Origin of the sequence: Limnothrix sp. FACHB-406 (assembly GCF_014698235.1) — a bacterium.
Classification (GTDB): Bacteria; Cyanobacteriota; Cyanobacteriia; order CACIAM-69d; family CACIAM-69d; genus CACIAM-69d.
Window position 1 is genome coordinate 194,572 of the sequence record NZ_JACJSP010000004.1, and the last position, 17,853, is coordinate 212,424.

Genomic DNA, 17,853 nt, shown 5'->3' on the forward strand with positions numbered 1-17,853 from the left:
CCCTTTGGTTAACCGAAAAGGTGCTGACTGTTGCTCAGTTGGGGAGTTTAGTCACCCATTGAGTCACCCAAATTAGCAATTTCGATCGGGTCGATCGCCTCCGCCGGTTCAAAGCCAAAAACCTTGGCATAGAAATAGAATTCTCCGTCCAGAGCGCGACGGATATTTTCTGCCTTGCGGAATCCGTGCTGCTCCCCTTCAAAGGGCACGTAGGCCACCGGAATTCCCTTTTCCTGAAGCGCATTCACCATCATTTCCGCTTGATTAGGCGGCACAATTTTATCTTCAAGTCCCTGGAAAAAGGCCACGGGGCAATTGAGCCGATCGATGTGATGAATGGGCGATCGATCAATGTAGATATCCTGGCGCTCCGGGTAGGGGCCAATCAGTCGATCGAGGTAGCGAGCCTCGAACTTATGGGTATCTCGGGCCAGGGCTTCCAAATCGCTCACGCCGTAGTAGCTGGCTCCGGCCTTGAACTGGTCGCGGAAAGCCAAAGCGGCCAGGGTGGTGTAGCCCCCGGCGCTGCCCCCGGCAATGGTCAAGCGATCGCCATCCACCAATCCCCGATCGACCAAATATTGCGCACCATTCACGCAATCATCCACATCCACCAGCCCCCATTGGCCATCCAACCGGCAATGGTAGGCGCGGCCATAGCCCGTGCTGCCGCCATAGTTCACATCCAACACCGCAAAGCCGCGACTCGTCCAATATTGAATCGACAAATTCAAACTACTGGAAGTTTGGGACGTGGGGCCGCCATGAATCTTGACTTTTAATGGTGGCTTTTCGCCTTCCGGTGCTTGGAAATCACGATTTTTCGGCAGATACAAGAGGGCATAGGCTTCCCGATCGCCCGTGGTGGGAAACGCGATCGATTGTGGTTCTGACAAATAGCCCGGATCGATTTTTAAGGTGCTGCTGGTTTTCAAAACCTCGATTGTTTCCGTTGCCAAATCCAGCCGGACAATCGCCCCTGACTTAACGGCTGAACCACCCCCAAAAATGACGAAATCCTGCGTCACAAAGGGATCAGAAATTGAAGTATAGGGCTGGTTAATGACCGTTAGTTTTTCATCGGCAAGGGCCAATTTCGCCAATTGCCACAGACCATTTTGGGTATAGGCACAAACAAGGGTTTCTGAGTCCACAAACCCATAGGTAGCCATCCCAAAAACCCACTGCGGCAAGCCAAATTCCGCCTCCATGGGGCAAAGATGCCGCGCCTTGCCATCGGATTCCTGGCGATATAAATTCCACCAACCGGAGCGATCGCTCACAAAATACAATTGGCCGTCGGGCGACCAACTGGGCTGAAACACGGATTCTTCGGCCCCGCCGGCCACGATCTGGGAATTTTGCAGGGAGCCATCATCGGCAATCGCCGCCACCCACAGAGTGGTGCTGTCCCAAGGCAAATTGGGATGGTTCCAAGTCAACCAAGCCAACTGCGACCCATCGGGACTGAGGGCCGGCGAGGCGTAAAAGTCCCAACCCGTTGCCAATAGGCTCACCTGTTGTGATCCATCCAGGGCGATCGCCACCAACTCGTTCACTGGCTCCCGATCAGGCTGGCTGTGATCTTCACGGATGCCAATCACCCGATCGCGCTGGGCATCCACCACAAAATCCGCATAGCGCCAGGGTTGTTCAGGCGTGAGGGCGATCGGCTCCTGGCCCGGCCGGGTGCGATACAGTCGCTGATCGGCAAAGTTCACAAAATAAATCCAGCCCCGATCGACCGTCCAAGCACCGCCACCATACTCATGCACCCGACTGCGAGCGTTCCAAGGAGCCGCAATCACATCTTGGGTTTGGCCCTCGGGCGATCGGGTCACGATTGCCACACGTCCGCCCTCAGCCGGCCGCGATTCACTCCAATACAACGTTTCGCCTTCCGCACGGCCGCCGCCCAGCCCGATCGTTCCCGCCACGATCGCTTCGGAAGTAATCGGCGATTTCCAAGTCCCGTAGGGCGCAATTTGAGGCATAGAACCCACTACAACCAACAGTTTCTAAACAATTTCTCATCATCATCCAGCCTTGATCCTGTCGCAAGCAAGGGGAACCGTGACACCTGTGGCGGAGAGTCTTCATCAGTGAAAGCGAATAATAGTGAATAATTATGAAGAATAATCTTAATTAGTTTCAGAGGTTTACCTAACCCTAAACCTGGGCTAGGTTGGAATTTATCCCTTTCTAGTTTTTGCCCTGGATAGCCGATGGATAGTGGACTGATTCTTTCCAATATTCTCAATCCTCCCATTTTGTTCTTTTTCTTGGGAATGTTGGCCGTTTTCTGTAAATCAGATTTGGAAATTCCTGCACCACTGCCCAAGCTATTTTCGCTCTATCTATTGGTGGCGATCGGGTTCAAAGGGGGCTATGAGCTACTAGAAAGCGGCATTACTCAGCAGGTGGCTGGCACGCTGCTTGCTTCGATTGTGATGGCTTCTTTGGTTCCAATTTACACATTTTTTATCCTAAGAATTCGCCTGGATCCACCCAATGCGGCTGCCATTGCGGCCACCTACGGTTCCATCAGCGCCGTGACTTTTATTACGGCTAGTTCTTTTCTGGATCAACTGCACATTAGCTATGGCGGCTACATGGTGGCAGCTTTGGCGCTAATGGAATCACCCGCCATTATCATCGGCCTAATTTTGGTGCGAATTTTTGATGCCAAGGATGATAAGGACGATCCCGATCATCCCTTTGCTTGGGGTGAAGTGCTGCGAGAAGCCTTTTTGAATAGCTCTGTGCTGCTGTTGGTGGGCAGCGTGATTATTGGAATGCTGAGCGGCCCCAGCGGTTGGCACAAACTAGAACCCTTTACGCAGGGCATCTTCTATGGTGTGCTGACGTTTTTCTTGATGGATATGGGCATCATTGCCGCCAAACGAATTCGAGATCTGAAAAAAACAGGACTATTTTTAATTGGCTTTTCGGTAATTGTGCCGCTGCTGAATGCGGTGTTGGGGATTGTGATTGCCAAGCTGCTGGGCATCGGTGAAGGCAATGGGCTACTGTTTGCGGTGCTTTGTGCCAGTGCTTCTTATATTGCGGTTCCGGCAGCAATGCGGATGACGGTTCCGGAAGCAAATCCGAGTTTATATGTTTCGATGGCGCTGGCTTTGACCTTCCCATTCAACATTATTGTGGGAATTCCGCTGTATTTAGAACTGGAAAAAATCCTGGGGCTGTAGGGGCGTTTTTGGGGTTCATGGATTGGCTTGTTGGCTAGTAGGTTGATATGCAATTAACAAAACGTGTGGAAATTATTGTTAGCTCTTTGGAGCTAGAGGAAATTTTGGAAATGCTGGATGGCCTGAAGTTTCCGGGTTATACGGTAATTCGCGATGCTTCGGGAAAGGGCGATCGGGGAGAATTTACCAATGATTTAGGCCGAGAATTTGGCAATTGCTATATTCTGACCACTTGCCAGGATGTGACCCAATTGGATCAGTTGGTGACGCTAATTCGCCCGATTTTGAAGCGGGTTGGGGGGCTTTGCTTGGTCAGTGATGCGGCTTTGGTCATTCACTAAATTCCGATGCAGCTAGATCCGCCAGATGGGGCCCGCCTCCCCGTTCGTCCAACTGGATTGAGTCAAATTTGCCCCATCTATTTTGATCTATCTATATAGACAACTGGATAGATAGACAACTGGATAGATAGACAACTGCCATAGGTAGATCGATCAAGGGCGCACTAGCAAAGTACCGGTGCATTGGAGTCCTTCCGGTTCGATCGACAGGCTGTTGATGGCCACGTCTTCGCCTAAGGGTAGGCGCACGGAGGATCCCTGGGCGATCGGCTCACCTGCCTGGTTCAGCCACTGGGGATTGCAGAGTTGCAAGGTTTGGGGATCAACCAATTCCAACCCCAGGCAGAGTTGCACCGGTTTCTGCTCGATCGCCCCTGACAAAATTAACTGCCCTCCGGCTAGGGTGGCTTGGGGTTGCTCGAAGGTGACGGGTCGCCCCCAAAGGGCCAACAGCGGAGCCAGAAAGTCCGCCAACGCCGGGGCCAGCAGGGGAGCCGCCAAAGAGGCTGCCAAGTCGGGGGCAAAAAGTTTTAATTCCGCACTGACAGGAATGGGTTGCAGTAGCCTGAGGGGTTTGCCGCGCAGCACTTGCCCCAAATTGACGGCAATGTTGGTGGCTTGCAGGTTGAGATGGCTGAGGTGCAAGCCCTGATAGATCACGGATTCGGCGTTGATCTGGGCTTGGGGCAGGCGGCCCGCGAGAATGTCTCGATCGCGCCCATCCAGCCGCACAGTGATTTCAGTGGCGGCTTCCACCTGGGATCGCAGCCAGAGTTTGACCGCTGGCGCAACTAGGGAGGTAATGAGGCGGCTGCCCTTGCTGGAGTTGCTCGGGGCGATCGACTCTTGATTTCCACTACCCATCAACCGAAAACCTCTTGATACACTGGACAGCAATTCTTGCAATTTGTAAACGGTGTGTCCGGCCCTATGTTCCTAGAAGAACTCAAACCCCTTGTTGAAGAAGGCCTCAAACAGCCCGTGAGCTTCTTGGGTGGACTGGCTTCCGGCCTGTTGCGCCTGGATCTGAATCAGGATCCAATTAAGAGCTGGTTGGAGCAACAGTTGGGGAGCGATCGCCCCAATGGCTCCACGGAGTCTGCACCCAGCAGCCCCAGCGGCGGCCCTCAGTCGATCTCGATCGAGTAACTGGATTCAAGTCAATGAATTTGAGTGAATGGGTTCAAGTCAGTGAATTTGAGTCAGCGAATTCCTGAACCCGTCGTCAACGTCTGAATCTGAGCGGCCAAAGCTCAAGGCTCAATGGGCGGGATCCCGCTGAGGGTTCCTGGGTTATTGGGGATCCTTATCCATCGGGGATCTTTATATAGATAGATAGAGATCCCCGGGGGATCGAGGCTGAGAGCCGGGCGGGAAGCAACGGGGCGATCGCCCACGGCCACCAAGGATCCGGACAATTGGGGGGAAAGGTCGTCAACAATTGGTAACGATCGCTAAGGGGCAATTTGCCCCCAAATCCAAGCCATTTACCCGCTGCCAACCCCTGACTTACCCTGGATTGCAAAATAAACTCCCAAGTTTACGCCAGTAGTACCCCTTTAGGGCGCTATCATGGTGATGTCCTTTCAGCTTCTTTTGTTTTGAGCGCGATCGCGATCAGGCACAATCTCAATAGACTTGGGGCCTAGCACCGCGTGGGAATTTAGTTTGTGGAACTGTGTCCCAGTCCGCCAACCCAAGTTCTCATGAGACAAATTGAACTGAAGACTTCACGCGCTTGTTTTACCGTTCCGGACTCAAATGACGATTTACGTTGGCAATCTTTCTTACGACGCTACCGAGCAGGATCTCCAAGAAGTTTTCTCGGAGTATGGCGTTGTTAAGCGTATCACCCTGCCGATCGACCGCGAAGTGAACCGAATTCGCGGTTTCGCCTTCATCGATCTTGAAAGCGACCAGGCCGAAGAGCACGCCATCAAAGAACTCGATGGAGCAGAATGGATGGGCCGCCAAATCCGTGCCAATAAGGCTCGTCCTAAGGAGCCTCGCTCCGGTGGTGGCGGTGGGCGCTCGTTTTTCCATAACGCGTTCTAAGTCTTCAGAGATGGAGCGCGGCGGAAAACAGTCTGCCTAATTCAGAATTGCCCGATCGGGGAACCAAGGTCTTGGTTCCGCTGAAATAGCAATACTCTTCTGGAAAAGGGGTCAGTCTACGAGACTTGGCCCCTTTCGTTTTTGGATCTTTCTGGGTTTTGAGCGATCGCTTAGAGGCTGAAAAGTTTGTTGAATGCTGGCCAGGACACCAACAAACGGGCGCAGCGGATCATCCATCGGTCAATTGCGACGGACTGCAAAGGACTACGACGAACTACGACGAACTAATGAAGTTTCTCTAAAAACGCCCCAGCTTTTCGGAAATCGGTTCCTACACTGAAGGCATGACCCCCGGGGCAATGTTTCGTTGTCGTTCCGTCGTCAGTCACGAGAGGTTCTGAGATGGCTGATGCTGCCAGTGTTGATTCCGCCAGTTATGTCGTGACCCAGGAGCGATCGCTCGATCGAGATTGCACCACGCTGGGTCGCCATGTGCTGCAACAACTGCAAAGTTTTGGCTCCGATGCCCAAGATCTCAGCGCCCTAATGAACCGAATTGCCTTGGCGGGCAAGCTCATCGCTCGCCACCTGAGCCGATCGGGTTTGATGGAAGATGCGCTGGGCTTCACGGGCAGCACCAACGTCCAAGGCGAGGCCGTCAAAAAGATGGATCTCTACGCCAACGATGTTTTTATCTCGGTGTTTAAGCAAAGTGGCTTGGTTTGTCGCTTGGCTTCCGAGGAAATGGAGCACCCCTATTACATTCCCGAAAATTGCCCGATCGGTCGCTATACCTTGCTTTATGACCCGATCGACGGTTCCTCCAACATTGATATTGACCTCAATGTGGGATCCATCTTCGCCATTCGCCAGCAGGAAGGCAACGACGAGACGGGTGAAGCCGCCGACCTGCTGCAATCGGGCCACAAGCAACTGGCCGCTGGCTACATTCTCTATGGCCCCAGCACCATGCTGGTTTACTCGATCGGGCGCGGAGTCCATGCCTTCACCCTCGATCCCAGCCTTGGCGAATTTATCCTCAGCCACGAAAACCTGAAAATTCCCCCCAGTGGCAAGCTCTACAGCGTCAATGAAGGCAATTTTGGCCAGTGGGAGCCAGCCACCCAAGCCTGTATTCAATATTTTCGAGAAGTGGGCGGCTATTCCTCCCGCTACAGCGGAGCCTTAGTGGCCGACCTGCACCGCATTCTGTTTCAAGGGGGCGTGTTTCTTTATCCAGGAACCCGCCAAAAACCTCAGGGCAAGCTGCGTTTGCTGTATGAGGCAGCTCCCCTCGCTTTTTTGATTGAGCAAGCGGGTGGCCAGGCCAGCGACGGCCAGAAACCGATCATGGATCTGATTCCCGATCGACTCCATGCCCGATCGCCCCTGATTATTGGCAGCCCCGAAGAAGTCAACCGAGTGGAATCTTTGCTACAGCGGGGATCGGGCTAACCCCTGACGATCGAGATCAGCAGCCCCTCAAAACCCCAACTGGGCGATCGACCCTCGGCCTTCCCTCCGCGGCCCGTGATCATCGATTTCCCTGCCCAACCCCCTTCCCCATTCAGCCTCGATCTTTCGCCTCGATCGCCCTTTTCAGATCCCACTTTCCCCAATGCTGACCTTCCAAGAAAATCCCCTGCGCGTTGGTCTTCAGCAAGAACGCATCCCCGAACCCCAAATCCTGATTATCTTTGGGGCCTCCGGTGACCTCACCCAGCGCAAACTGGTACCCGCCCTCTACCAAATGAAACTAGAGCGGCGGCTGCCCCCCGAACTCACCATCGTCGGAGTTGCCCGCCGGGAATGGAGCCACGACTTTTTCCGCGAGCACCTGCGCGAAGGCATCGAAGAATTTGGTGGCGGAACCCAAAGCGACGACCTTTGGGAAGACTTCGCCAAAGGCCTGTTCTATTGGCCCGCCAACATTGACGTACCCGAAGACTATCAAAAGCTCAAAACCTTCCTGGCAGAGCTGGACGAACTCCGAGGCACTCGGGGCAACCGAGTCTTTTACCTGTCCGTAGCACCCAAATTTTTTGGAGAAGCGATCCAGCAACTGGGGTCTGCCGGGATGCTTGCCGATCCCGACAAGCAACGCCTCGTGATCGAAAAGCCCTTTGGGCGCGACTTGGCCACCGCCCAACAGCTCAACCGCGTCGTGCAGGCCGTCTGTTCCGAAAAACAGGTCTATCGGATTGACCACTACCTCGGCAAAGAAACCGTTCAGAATTTGTTGGTGTTTCGGTTTGCCAACGCCATTTTTGAACCCCTCTGGAACCGGCAGTTTGTGGACTGTGTGCAAATCACCGTGGCGGAAACCGTGGGGCTGGAGGGACGCGCCGGATACTACGAAACTTCCGGGGCCCTGCGGGACATGGTGCAAAACCACCTGATGCAACTGTTTTGCCTCACGGCCATGGAGCCGCCCAACTCCCTTGATGCGGACAGCATTCGCAACGAAAAGGTGAAAGTGCTGCAAGCAACCCGGCTCGCAGACCTGCAAAATTTGGATCTCTGCGCCGTTCGGGGCCAATACAGTCGCGGTTGGATGCGTGGCAAGCCGGTTCCGGGCTACCGCGAAGAGGACGGGGCCAGCCCCACTTCCACCACGCCCACCTATGCGGCCCTCAAGCTGTGCATTGATAACTGGCGCTGGAAAGGTGTGCCCTTCTATCTACGCACGGGCAAACGGATGCCGAAAAAGGTGACCGAGGTGGCCATTCAATTCAAGGAAGTGCCCCTGTTGATGTTTCCGTCGGCGGCGCGCCAAACTAACCCGAATGTGTTGGCCATGCGGATTCAGCCGAATGAAGGGATCTCGATGCGTTTTGAAGTAAAAATGCCGGGCGCATCCCTGAAGACGCGATCGGTTGATATGGATTTCCGCTATGAAAGTGCCTTTGGCCAATCCCAAGGCGAGGCCTACGGTCGTTTGCTGATGGACTGTATGTTGGGCGATCAGTCCCTGTTTACGCGAGATGACGAAGTGGAGGCTTCTTGGCGGGCCCTCACGCCGGTTTTGGGGCTGTGGGATGCTCCTGCGCCGCCGGAAACGATTCCGCTCTATGAAGCGGGGACTTGGGAGCCGGTGGAGGCGGAGTTATTGCTGGAGCGTGACGGTCGGCACTGGCGACGACTCTAGGCAGAACGGGAGGTTATCGAAATCAGGTGTTGCAACTCGGCAATTCGGAAATCAGGCGTTGAACCGTAGGTCGTTCAGCGTGCTCAAGCAGATTCCTCAACCAGATCTTTCAATCAGATCCCTCAGCAGGCAAACCATGACCACAACGATTACACTCCAAACCCCCAAGGATATTTCGCTCGGGGAAATTGAGGCAGAGTTAAACAAGATTTGGCTGAGTCAGGGATCCGGTGATGCGGCGATCGCCACAAGAGCCGCCACGTTCTGCATGGTGGCTTATGAGCCGGAGGAGTTTCAGCAGTTGTTGGGTTCCCTGGGGTTTTATAAGGGGGCGATCGACGGGTTGCATGGCCCCGACACCCGTAATGCCATCAAGTTGGCCCAGTCGGCCTATGGGTTTCGGGCAACCGGGCGCGTGGATATGGACACCCTGCGGGCCTTGCGCGAAGACCACGTGAGCTTTGGGCAAACGCGCTCCCCCAATTTAGATTTGCGCGGGGCCACCGTCAGCGACGCGATCGCGGCGCAAAATCCTTCTCGGATCATTGCCCTTTGTCCCACCCTGGGGCCCGATGAAGGGGTAACTGCCCAAGTGTCCGCCTATTGCCCCGTGCAAAAGAGCAAGAGTCGGAATTTGGTTTGCTGCGAATACATCACCCTGCGCGGAACCAAGGAGGCCCTGGAGCGGGTTGCCGATTTGGTGGTGTCGTTGTTGATTCCTGATTTGCCGAAGTTTGCCTGGTGGAAGGCCACGCCCAATCCTGAACAGGGCCTGTTCCAAACGCTGGCGGAAACAGCCAATTGCCTGATTTTGGATTCGTCTTACTTCAGCGATCCCGAGGCGGAATTTTTGAAAATTCAGTCGCTGATTGATCAGGAAACCTACATTGCTGATTTGAATTGGCACCGGTTGTCCCTTTGGCAGGAGCTGACGGCGGCTTCGTTTGATCCCCCGGAGCGGCGGATGTGGCTGGGAGAGGTTGATCGAATCTCGATCGATTACGAAAAAGGCAGCGCGGCCCAAGCGTTGATGTTCCTCGGGTGGTTTGCGAGCCGCCTGGGGTGGGAGCCGATCGCCTATCGGGCCACGGGCGGCGACTATGACTTGGTATATGTGGATTTTGAACGCGGTGACGGGCGATCGATCCAAGCAGAGTTGGCCGCCATTCCCACGGCTGATGTGGGTGAAATTCCGGGGGATTTGATTGGGCTGCGTTTGGCTTCCACCAATCCCAATGCTGACTGTGCCACGATTCTTTGCTCAGAAATGACGGGCTGTATGCGGATGGAGGCGGGGGGCAGTGCCCAATCGGCCCGCACCGAGCAGGTGACGGCTTTGCCCGACCAAAAGGCAGAATTGCTGATGGCCCAACAGCTTCAGCGTTGGGGCCGGGAGGTGCTGTATGAAGAAAGCATGGCCGTCACCATCAAAATTCTGCAATTGCGGTAGCCCAGAAAAGACCGACTAACGATCGACCAACGATCGACCAATCATCGATTCACGGTCGCCTAGCGGTGGCCTAACAGTCGCCGGTTTGTTCGCAAGCGCCGATGCTGACCCAGTTGCTGGAACCATCGGCCCAAAATTCTTTTTTCCAAATGGGGGCGTTGTGCTTCAGTTGGTCGATCGCGTAGCGGCAGGCCTCGAAAGCTTCCGATCGATGGGGAGACCCGATCGCCACCAGCACGCTGATTTCGCCAATTTTTAGCTTGCCGATCCGATGGTGAATCACCACCCGATTCACCACGGGCCAGCGTTGGCGAATCTGGGCGGCAATTTGCTGAAAGATGACGATCGCCATGGGTTCGTAGGCTTGATAATCCAGAGCCACCACGGGTTTGCCGTCTGTTTCTTGGCGCACAGTGCCATTCATCACCACGATCGCGCCGTTGGCTGGGTCATCGGCCAAGCGATATACCGCGTCCAGCGAAAGGGGCGCAAAGGTAATGGCGAAGGAGTCGCGTGAGTCGGCCAGGGGCGCGGCTTTGGCAAGGGGAGACGACACGGACAACATGGCTCTGATCAGGCTCGATCGGGAACGGCGACTCCTGCTATCCTAACGCCTGGCCTTGGACGATCGACACCAATGGCGAGATGGAATCCTAGAACAGATCCATCAGCCGTTCTTAGCTTGCGGTTATCCTGAGCTTGAAGTCAGCCTTAAACTGGCTTAACCGGCGCTTGAGCTGGCCGCGTCCTCGAAGCGATCGATGATCCCGCCGCCGAGCAATACTTCACCCCGATACCAAACGGCCGCTTGACCCGGCGTGACGCTGAATTGTGGCTCATCAAACACCAGCTTCACCCGATCGCCCCCCTCTAAGGGCACGATCGTGACCGGCACGGCGGGCGATCGATAGCGAATTTGCACCTCCGCGTGAATCGGGGTGCGGGGCGGGGCGATCGACACCCAATTCACACGGCTGACCGTGCAACTGGGGCGGGTGGCTCGATCGCGCGTGGCCACCACCACTCGATTTCGCACCGCATCCAGCGCCACCACGTAAAGCGGTTCCGGCGCTGAAATGCCAATGCCCTTGCGCTGCCCGATCGTGTAGTGATGAATGCCTTCGTGTTGGCCCAACACCTTGCCATCGAGATCCACAATCTCACCCGCCTTGGGGGTGATGTACTTGTCGAGGAAGGCCTGCATGGAACCATGGGCCTCAATCAGGCACAGGTCTTGGCTTTCGGGCTTGTCGGCCACATGCAGCCCAAACTTGCGAGCAAACTCCCGGGTTTGGGCCTTGTCATATTCCCCCAGGGGAAAGAGCACCGCGCCCAACACGTCCTGATCCAGGTCGTAGAGGAAATAGGATTGATCCTTGTTGCGATCGAGCGCCCGCAGCAATTGATAACGCCCTTGATCCGGGTCGTAGTCCGTGCGGGCATAGTGACCGGTGGCAATGCGATCGGCTCCCAACTCCTCGCGGGCATAGCGCAACATGGGGCCAAACTTCACCGCCTTGTTGCATTGGGAACAGGGGAGCGGTGTGGTGCCGCTTTGGTAGCCATCCACCAAATAATCGATGATGTAGCTTTCAAAGGTGTCGCGAATATCCACCACATGGTGGGTAATGCCCAATTTTTCGCAGAGTTGGGCCGCGTCCACCATGCCTTCCGAGCAGCATTGGCCCTTGCCGCGCATCAACCAAAGGGTGACACCCAGGACTTCAAACCCCTGCTCTTTCAGCAACACGGCCGTGGTTGAACTATCGACTCCACCGGACAAACCGACGGCGACTTTGGAATGGAGGGTGGCGTTGCTCATGGCGCGACGAAAGCTGACCCAAGGGGTGTTTTCAACGGGGCGTTTCCTATGATATGGGCGATCGCGGATCTTGCGGATCCAGACCGACTCCAAAAAAATGGCGAATTCCGGACGAATTTTCCTGGCCGTAGCGGTCTGGTTGCCTGGCAATTGCTGGCGTTAGGGGGCAACTTCCACGCCCGATCGGGCCCGATAAACCGCCTGTACGTTGTACCAGTTGAGGAAAACCCGAGCCACTTCCAGGGCCAGTTGCGGCCGACCCCGATCGATCAACCACTGCAACAGGGGGCGAAGCGTGCGCTCGTTTAAGCGGCCGCCCAAGGACAGCAACCCCCACAGGGCCACATGCAGCCAGGTCATTTGAATCATCAAGCGCACATTCCAGGTGGGATGCTTGCGATAAAACTCAATGCCCATTCGGCCCCGTTCCATTTCCCGCCGAATCAGGCCCGGAATCTCATCGAGGCTGAAGGGAGGATGCCAGTGATAGCCCACGGCTTCCGGACAGGGAATGAGGCGCACGCCCAAGGCCTTGAGCCGCACCCCCAATTCCAAATCTTCCCAGCCATAGAGGGTAAAGCGCTCATCAAAGGCCCCCGCGCGATCGAGCCAATGCTTCGCGATCGCCACATTTCCCGTTGCAAAAAAGGCACGGGAAAGATCCGTGATCTTGAAGGGTTCAGCGGTGGGATCATCAAAATTGCAAGTATTCACCACCCGCCCGTAGGTGAAATAGGCATCACCACCCGATCGAGTCTGAGCCGCCGCCAGCGCTTGGGCATGGCACTGCAAAAAATCCTCCAGCACCACCAAATCGCTGTCAATGAAGACGATTGTGTCTCCCTTGGCCGCCCGCAAGCCCCGGTTCCGGGCCGCAGCGGGCCCGCCATGATCCTGCTCAATTAAGCGCACATGGGGCAGGCGATCGCGCGACTCCGACAGCCAAGCCACCGTGCCATCCGTCGAGCCATCATCCACCACCACGATTTCATAGCCCGCGATCAGGTCGGGGCCATGCCACCGCTGATGCTCCATGGCCAACAGGCACTTTTGGAGGATGGGCAAGCGGTTATAAGTTGGAATGATGACACTAATAAACACAAGTGGGGGCAAGACCGGGATCTATGGTTGATTGCTTTCTAGGATTGATTGTAGAAGGGGGGCTTGGAAAGGGGGTGCTTAAGGAGGGGGAAATTCTGGAAGAGAAGGCTGGGGTTCAACGATTGCCCAAGGATTCCATCATCCGCCACCAACGCCCCAAGGGCCAGGACACCACCGGCGACCACAAACTGCTGAGAATCGCAGAACAAAGCGTGACCTTTTGATGCAGCGCCCACACATCGCCCGCGTCGCGACCGTAGAGATAGGCAAATTGGGCCGCCATCGTGGTTTCCGAAACCGCCACCAAAACAAAGGTGGTTAGGGGAATCATCACCCAGGCTGTCGTGTTGGCCCGTTGGTGGATGCGGGCCGTCAGCAGGGCCACCAGGGCCAACCCCCAAACATGGCTGGGCCAAAACTCCGTCATCCCATCCTGAAGCAGGCCCGCCACCACGCCGCCGAAGATGGCCACCCACCAGGGGCGACCCACACTCCAGCTCACGACCCAAATGAGGGGCCAGTCAACGCCTACCCCCAGTAGTTCCAGTCCGGGTAGCCGCAGCGGCGTAAGGGCAGCGCAAAGTAACAAGGAGCCGGCCGAAACGGCAACGTTAATCGCCACCTGCACCAGCACAGGGTAGCGATCGAGAATATCGCGTAGTTGGGGTTTTTGCTTGATTCCGTTCAAGGCCTAGACGGCAACCATGCCGATCGAATCAATGGTGGGCTAATTAAGGGTGGGTTAGTTGGCCGATGCGCGGGGCGTTGCGGGCGGCTTGGGTGCTGGGTTGGTTCCGGAATTGGGGTTAGGCTTGGGGTTCCCCGATCCGCTGGGCGTTGCGGGGGCGGGTTCCTGGAACTGCTGAAAGAGTTCTGGGTTATGGGGCAAGACAGTCACCCATTCCAACGTGCTCAGGGGAGCGGATAGTTCCACCACGGCTTCCGGGGCGAGGGATTTCTTGGTGTCGATCGCGACGATGCGCCCGATCGGCAAGCCCGCTGGGAAGAATTGACTGTAGGCAGAGGTGACGATCGCGTCGCCTGGTTTCACATCGGGCAACTTGTCAAAAAATTCCACCGTTGCCGTGCGATCGCTCTTGCCCCGGAGATAACCCATATAGCGCGATCGGGTCACCGAGATGCCAATGCGGCTGCCGGGATCGCTAACCAACAGCACCCGGCTGGTGTGGGGAGTCACGGCCGTGACACGGCCCACCACGCCCCCGGGAGCCATGACGATCGCCCCCTGTTGAATGCCATCGGCTGTGCCGCGGCCCAAGGTAATTTGTTGCCACCAGCGATCGGCACTGCGGCCAATGACCGGCGATGCAATGCCCTCCACGGGCAGGGTTTTACGGTAATTCAGCAGGGTTTGCAACTGAGCATTGCGGCTCTCCACCTCCTCAAGCCGCTGCTGAAGTTCACGGACTCGGGCATCCGCGAGGTCACTTTGAGAAGGTGCTCCCAGGTGCAGGGGCAACGTCAAGGCCCGGTAGGCTTCCACCAAAAAACCGGCCCGGCTCTGTCGCACACCAAGGGCTAAGCCCAGTGCAGCGACGGCTAGGACTGCCTTTAGCCAATTGCGCCCCCACCATCGTCGAACGTCATACACGACCAGCGCTCCGTTCTAGAAATTGAGTGGCTTGCTTGCCCACGAAAGTTGCTGATTAATCCTGAAATTAAGGGGTTTGTTGGCGGGTTGGCTCCAGGATCTGCGGTGATGCATTCCGGGCTACTTCCGTCTAACCAAGATGGGCGACCCGTGATTGGCCATGACGAACGGTGGTTGGTAAGGGCCAATCGATACCGGTTAAGGAAACGGTGAATTGGGGTCAGCCAAGATCAGTGCAGTGCAGGCTGAGCAATGCAAGCTGAACGACAGAAGCTGAACAGTACAGGCTCAGGCTGAATGCAAACCGAACTTAAACAATGCAACGCAGAGGCAAGCTATGCAACGCAGGCTTGAACTGCACCTCCACCTTAGCGGAGGTCAGGTGTTTCAGTCGGTCTTAGAGATTACGCGAGCTGCCACTAAAGACCCGCTCTAATTGTTTGAAGTTTTCGAGAACGCGACCGGTTCCCAACACCACACAGCTCAGCGGATCGGGAGCCACGTGAACCACGATGCCCGTTTCATGGCTGATCAGGGTGTCTAGGCCCTTGAGCAATGCGCCGCCGCCCGCCAGCATAATTCCCCGATCGATGATGTCTGAGGCCAATTCCGGCGGGGTTCGTTCCAAAGTCCGCTTCACGGCTTCCACAATCACCGACAGCGGCTCCGACATGCTTTCGCGCACTTCGCCCTGTTTAACGGCAACGGTGCAAGGCAAACCGGACAGGAGGTGCAGTCCGCGCACTTCCAACACCACGTCATCTTCGTTGCTGGGGTAGGCAGAGCCAATTTGGATTTTGACTTCTTCCGCTGTCCGTTCCCCAATGACGAGGTTGTGGACTTTTTTCATGTATTGGGTGATGGATTCGCTGAGTTCATCGCCCGCCACGCGCACGGATTCGCTCAACACCGTCCCCTGCAAGCTGAGAACGGCAACTTCGGTTGTGCCGCCGCCGATGTCTACGATCATGTTACCGGTGGGTTCTGCCACGGGCAGACCGGCCCCGATCGCCGCTGCGACCGGTTCATCAATCAAGTAAACGTCTCTGGCTCCGGCTTGGTGTGCCGCTTCCATGACGGCTCGCCGCTCCACGCCGGTCACGCCGCTCGGAATTCCGATCACGATCCGGGGTGGCACCAGGGCTTTGCCTTCGTTGACGCGCCGAATGAAGTGCTTCAGCATCAACTCCGCTGTGTCGAAGTCGGCAATTACCCCGTCACGCAGGGGCCGCAGGGCCATGACGTTGCCGGGCGTTCGACCCAACATCTTTTTGGCATCTTCGCCAACCGCTAGGGGGACTCGCTTGTCTTGATCGATCGCCACGACGGACGGCTCTTGGAGCACGATGCCCTTGCCGGACACATACACCAAGGTATTGGCCGTCCCGAGGTCGATGCCCATATCCCGAGACAAGGAGAAGCCATTAAAAAGACCCACGTTTTAAGCCCCCACAAGGTCAGGAACTGAAGTTGCTTCGCCAAAAATGACTGTACCGGTGACAGTCGAGCTGGATTCTATTACGTTTTGTACCAGCCGTCTATCCCTGAGTTGGGCGATCGCCCGGGCCGTTGAAACCCTCCTCTCAGTTGCAGGCAGGCTATTTAAAAGAAGCGATGGCATGGTGTGTGGCGATCAGTGGCGATCCGGTAAGTTATGCGCTGGATTCTCTGGATCTTTCCAAGGAGTATGGGGGCGAATCCTGATGGATTTGCAACCAGCTTTCCTGAAGATTTGGGCCTGAGATTTCGGCTGGCCTAGGGATTTGGGAGGAGATTTTGGCCGGGAATCCCTAGGTTTACAAGGAATGGGAAAACAAACGAATTGACAGGGCGTTGGAGAAAAACCGGCTCAGGCAGAGATTGGAATGGGATGAGGAGATAGCTGCCGAATCTGGACTGGTCTTGCCACCAGTCTAGCGTTGATTAGTCCTCAGTCTCGAAACGGGGGGCGATGCAAGCATCCGGCAGCAGCAACATGGCATCTCCAAAGGAGTAGAACCGGTAGCGATCGGGGTAGGGATCCGCTGGCGCATCCAAGGCAGCCTGATATAGCTCCAAGAGACGGGCCCGCCCCACAAAAGCCCCCACCAGCATCATCAAGCTCGATCGGGGTAAGTGGAAATTGGTGATCAGACCGTCCACAACCCGCCATTGATAGCCGGGATAAATAAACAGATCTGTTTTGCCGCAAAACGCTTCCACTTGGCCATGGCGTGCGGCGGACTCCAGGGTTCGCACCGCCGTTGTGCCCACCGCAAATACCCGACCGCCATTGGCCCGAGTCGTCCGAATTTTTTCGGCCACCTCCTCGGACAGCAGGGCCCATTCCTCATGCATTTTGTGGGCGGTGATATCTGGGCTGGCCACGGGCCGAAACGTTCCCACGCCCACATGCAGCGTCACGAAAGCCCGCCCCACACCAGCGGCACTCAGGCGATCGAGTAATTCTGGGGTGAAGTGCAAGCCGGCCGTGGGAGCCGCCGCCGAACCGGGATCGCGGGCATAAACCGTTTGGTAGCGATCGGGCGGGGCCGCCGAATCGGTAATGTAGGGCGGCAGCGGCATTTCGCCCCAAGCATCCAGAATTTCCAGCAGAGAGTTGACCCCTGGCGGCAACTGAAACCGTAGCAGGCGGCCCCCCGTGTTCCGGTCAACGGCCACCACTTCAGCCGATAGTTTGGCGACTGTCGGAGTTGCTGTCGGAACTGCTGTCGGATTCGCCTGTGCCATGCCGGGCGGTGGGTCAAATTCAATTTGGGTTCCCACCAGCAGTCGCTTGCCAGGCCGCACCAGGGCCAGCCAGCTATCGGGCGATCGCGCTTCCAGCAACAACACTTCCACCGCCGCTCCGCTGGCCTTGTGGCCATGGAGCCGAGCTGGAATCACGGAAGAATCATTCATCACCAACAGATCGCCGGGTCTTAAGAATTCCAGCAAATCGCGAAACTGTCGGTGAACAATCTCGTGGGGCGAGGTGGCCACCAGCAATCGCGATCGATCGCGGGGTTCTCGCGGATTTTGGGCAATTCGATCATTGGGTAGCTCGTAGTGATAGCCGTCCAGCGATCGATCGGGGTCGTTGATGTATCCCATAAAAAGGGAATAGTCACGTTTT

General features: G+C 56.1%; 16 protein-coding genes. 7 read left to right on the top strand and 9 right to left on the bottom strand.

Going from position 1 to position 17,853, the window contains the following annotated elements:
• Positions 1–47: 47 nt before the first annotated feature.
• Positions 48–1,994 carry a S9 family peptidase gene (locus H6G53_RS06060; RefSeq protein WP_190531489.1) on the bottom strand — a complete coding sequence of 649 codons (1,947 nt, stop codon included), beginning with the start codon at positions 1,992–1,994 and terminating at the stop codon, positions 48–50.
• 231 nt (positions 1,995–2,225) lie between these two features.
• Between H6G53_RS06060 and H6G53_RS06065 the strand changes: the two genes are divergently transcribed.
• Together H6G53_RS06065 and H6G53_RS06070 are read left to right on the top strand one after the other, a co-directional pair.
• Positions 2,226–3,209 (top strand): sodium-dependent bicarbonate transport family permease, encoded by a 984-nt coding sequence (locus H6G53_RS06065; protein ID WP_099533345.1) that lies wholly within the window; start codon positions 2,226–2,228, stop codon positions 3,207–3,209.
• A 47-nt stretch (positions 3,210–3,256) separates the two neighbouring features.
• Complete coding sequence (locus tag H6G53_RS06070) at positions 3,257–3,550, top strand: transcriptional regulator (protein ID WP_099533344.1); 294 nt, start codon at positions 3,257–3,259, stop codon at positions 3,548–3,550.
• A 153-nt stretch (positions 3,551–3,703) separates the two neighbouring features.
• Here the strand turns inward: H6G53_RS06070 and H6G53_RS06075 are convergent, their stop codons facing one another.
• Complete coding sequence (locus H6G53_RS06075) at positions 3,704–4,414, bottom strand: DUF2993 domain-containing protein (protein ID WP_190531491.1); 711 nt, start codon at positions 4,412–4,414, stop codon at positions 3,704–3,706.
• 66 nt (positions 4,415–4,480) lie between these two features.
• Between H6G53_RS06075 and H6G53_RS06080 the strand changes: the two genes are divergently transcribed.
• The 5 genes from H6G53_RS06080 to opcA all read left to right on the top strand — a co-directional run bounded on the left by H6G53_RS06080 (position 4,481) and on the right by opcA (position 10,203).
• Positions 4,481–4,699: a hypothetical protein gene (locus H6G53_RS06080; protein ID WP_099533342.1), complete on the top strand. Its 219-nt coding sequence runs from the start codon at positions 4,481–4,483 to the stop codon at positions 4,697–4,699.
• A gap of 612 nt (positions 4,700–5,311) precedes the next feature.
• Positions 5,312–5,605 (top strand): RNA-binding protein, encoded by a 294-nt coding sequence (locus H6G53_RS06085; RefSeq protein ID WP_099533340.1) that lies wholly within the window; start codon positions 5,312–5,314, stop codon positions 5,603–5,605.
• Between the two features lie 402 nt (positions 5,606–6,007).
• Positions 6,008–7,060 carry a class 1 fructose-bisphosphatase gene (gene fbp, locus H6G53_RS06090; protein WP_190353909.1) on the top strand — a complete coding sequence of 351 codons (1,053 nt, stop codon included), beginning with the start codon at positions 6,008–6,010 and terminating at the stop codon, positions 7,058–7,060.
• A 163-nt stretch (positions 7,061–7,223) separates the two neighbouring features.
• Positions 7,224–8,753 carry a glucose-6-phosphate dehydrogenase gene (gene zwf / locus H6G53_RS06095; protein ID WP_099533338.1) on the top strand — a complete coding sequence of 510 codons (1,530 nt, stop codon included), beginning with the start codon at positions 7,224–7,226 and terminating at the stop codon, positions 8,751–8,753.
• A gap of 136 nt (positions 8,754–8,889) precedes the next feature.
• On the top strand, positions 8,890–10,203 hold the full coding sequence (opcA, locus tag H6G53_RS06100; protein WP_099533337.1) for a glucose-6-phosphate dehydrogenase assembly protein OpcA: 1,314 nt from the start codon (positions 8,890–8,892) through the stop codon (positions 10,201–10,203).
• 70 nt (positions 10,204–10,273) lie between these two features.
• Here opcA and H6G53_RS06105 read toward each other — a convergent pair whose 3' ends face one another.
• From H6G53_RS06105 to queA, 7 genes are all read right to left on the bottom strand, one after another.
• Complete coding sequence (locus H6G53_RS06105; RefSeq protein ID WP_190531493.1) at positions 10,274–10,768, bottom strand: molybdenum cofactor biosynthesis protein MoaE; 495 nt, start codon at positions 10,766–10,768, stop codon at positions 10,274–10,276.
• Between the two features lie 156 nt (positions 10,769–10,924).
• Complete coding sequence (gene mnmA / locus H6G53_RS06110; protein WP_099533416.1) at positions 10,925–12,025, bottom strand: tRNA 2-thiouridine(34) synthase MnmA; 1,101 nt, start codon at positions 12,023–12,025, stop codon at positions 10,925–10,927.
• A 159-nt stretch (positions 12,026–12,184) separates the two neighbouring features.
• Positions 12,185–13,126 (bottom strand): glycosyltransferase family 2 protein, encoded by a 942-nt coding sequence (locus tag H6G53_RS06115; RefSeq protein ID WP_099533335.1) that lies wholly within the window; start codon positions 13,124–13,126, stop codon positions 12,185–12,187.
• A gap of 115 nt (positions 13,127–13,241) precedes the next feature.
• The gene (gene mreD / locus H6G53_RS06120; RefSeq protein ID WP_190531495.1) at positions 13,242–13,814 is read right to left on the bottom strand and encodes a rod shape-determining protein MreD; all 573 of its coding nucleotides are present in this window, start codon (positions 13,812–13,814) and stop codon (positions 13,242–13,244) included.
• 54 nt (positions 13,815–13,868) lie between these two features.
• Positions 13,869–14,738, bottom strand: a complete 870-nt coding sequence (gene mreC, locus H6G53_RS06125; protein WP_190531497.1) for a rod shape-determining protein MreC — start codon at positions 14,736–14,738, stop codon at positions 13,869–13,871.
• Positions 14,739–15,135: 397 nt separating this feature from the next.
• Positions 15,136–16,140, bottom strand: coding sequence for a rod shape-determining protein (locus H6G53_RS06130; RefSeq protein ID WP_099533332.1), 1,005 nt, complete (start codon positions 16,138–16,140; stop codon positions 15,136–15,138).
• A gap of 521 nt (positions 16,141–16,661) precedes the next feature.
• On the bottom strand, positions 16,662–17,831 hold the full coding sequence (gene queA, locus H6G53_RS06135) for a tRNA preQ1(34) S-adenosylmethionine ribosyltransferase-isomerase QueA (RefSeq protein WP_190531499.1): 1,170 nt from the start codon (positions 17,829–17,831) through the stop codon (positions 16,662–16,664).
• Between the last annotated feature and the right edge of the window lie 22 nt (positions 17,832–17,853).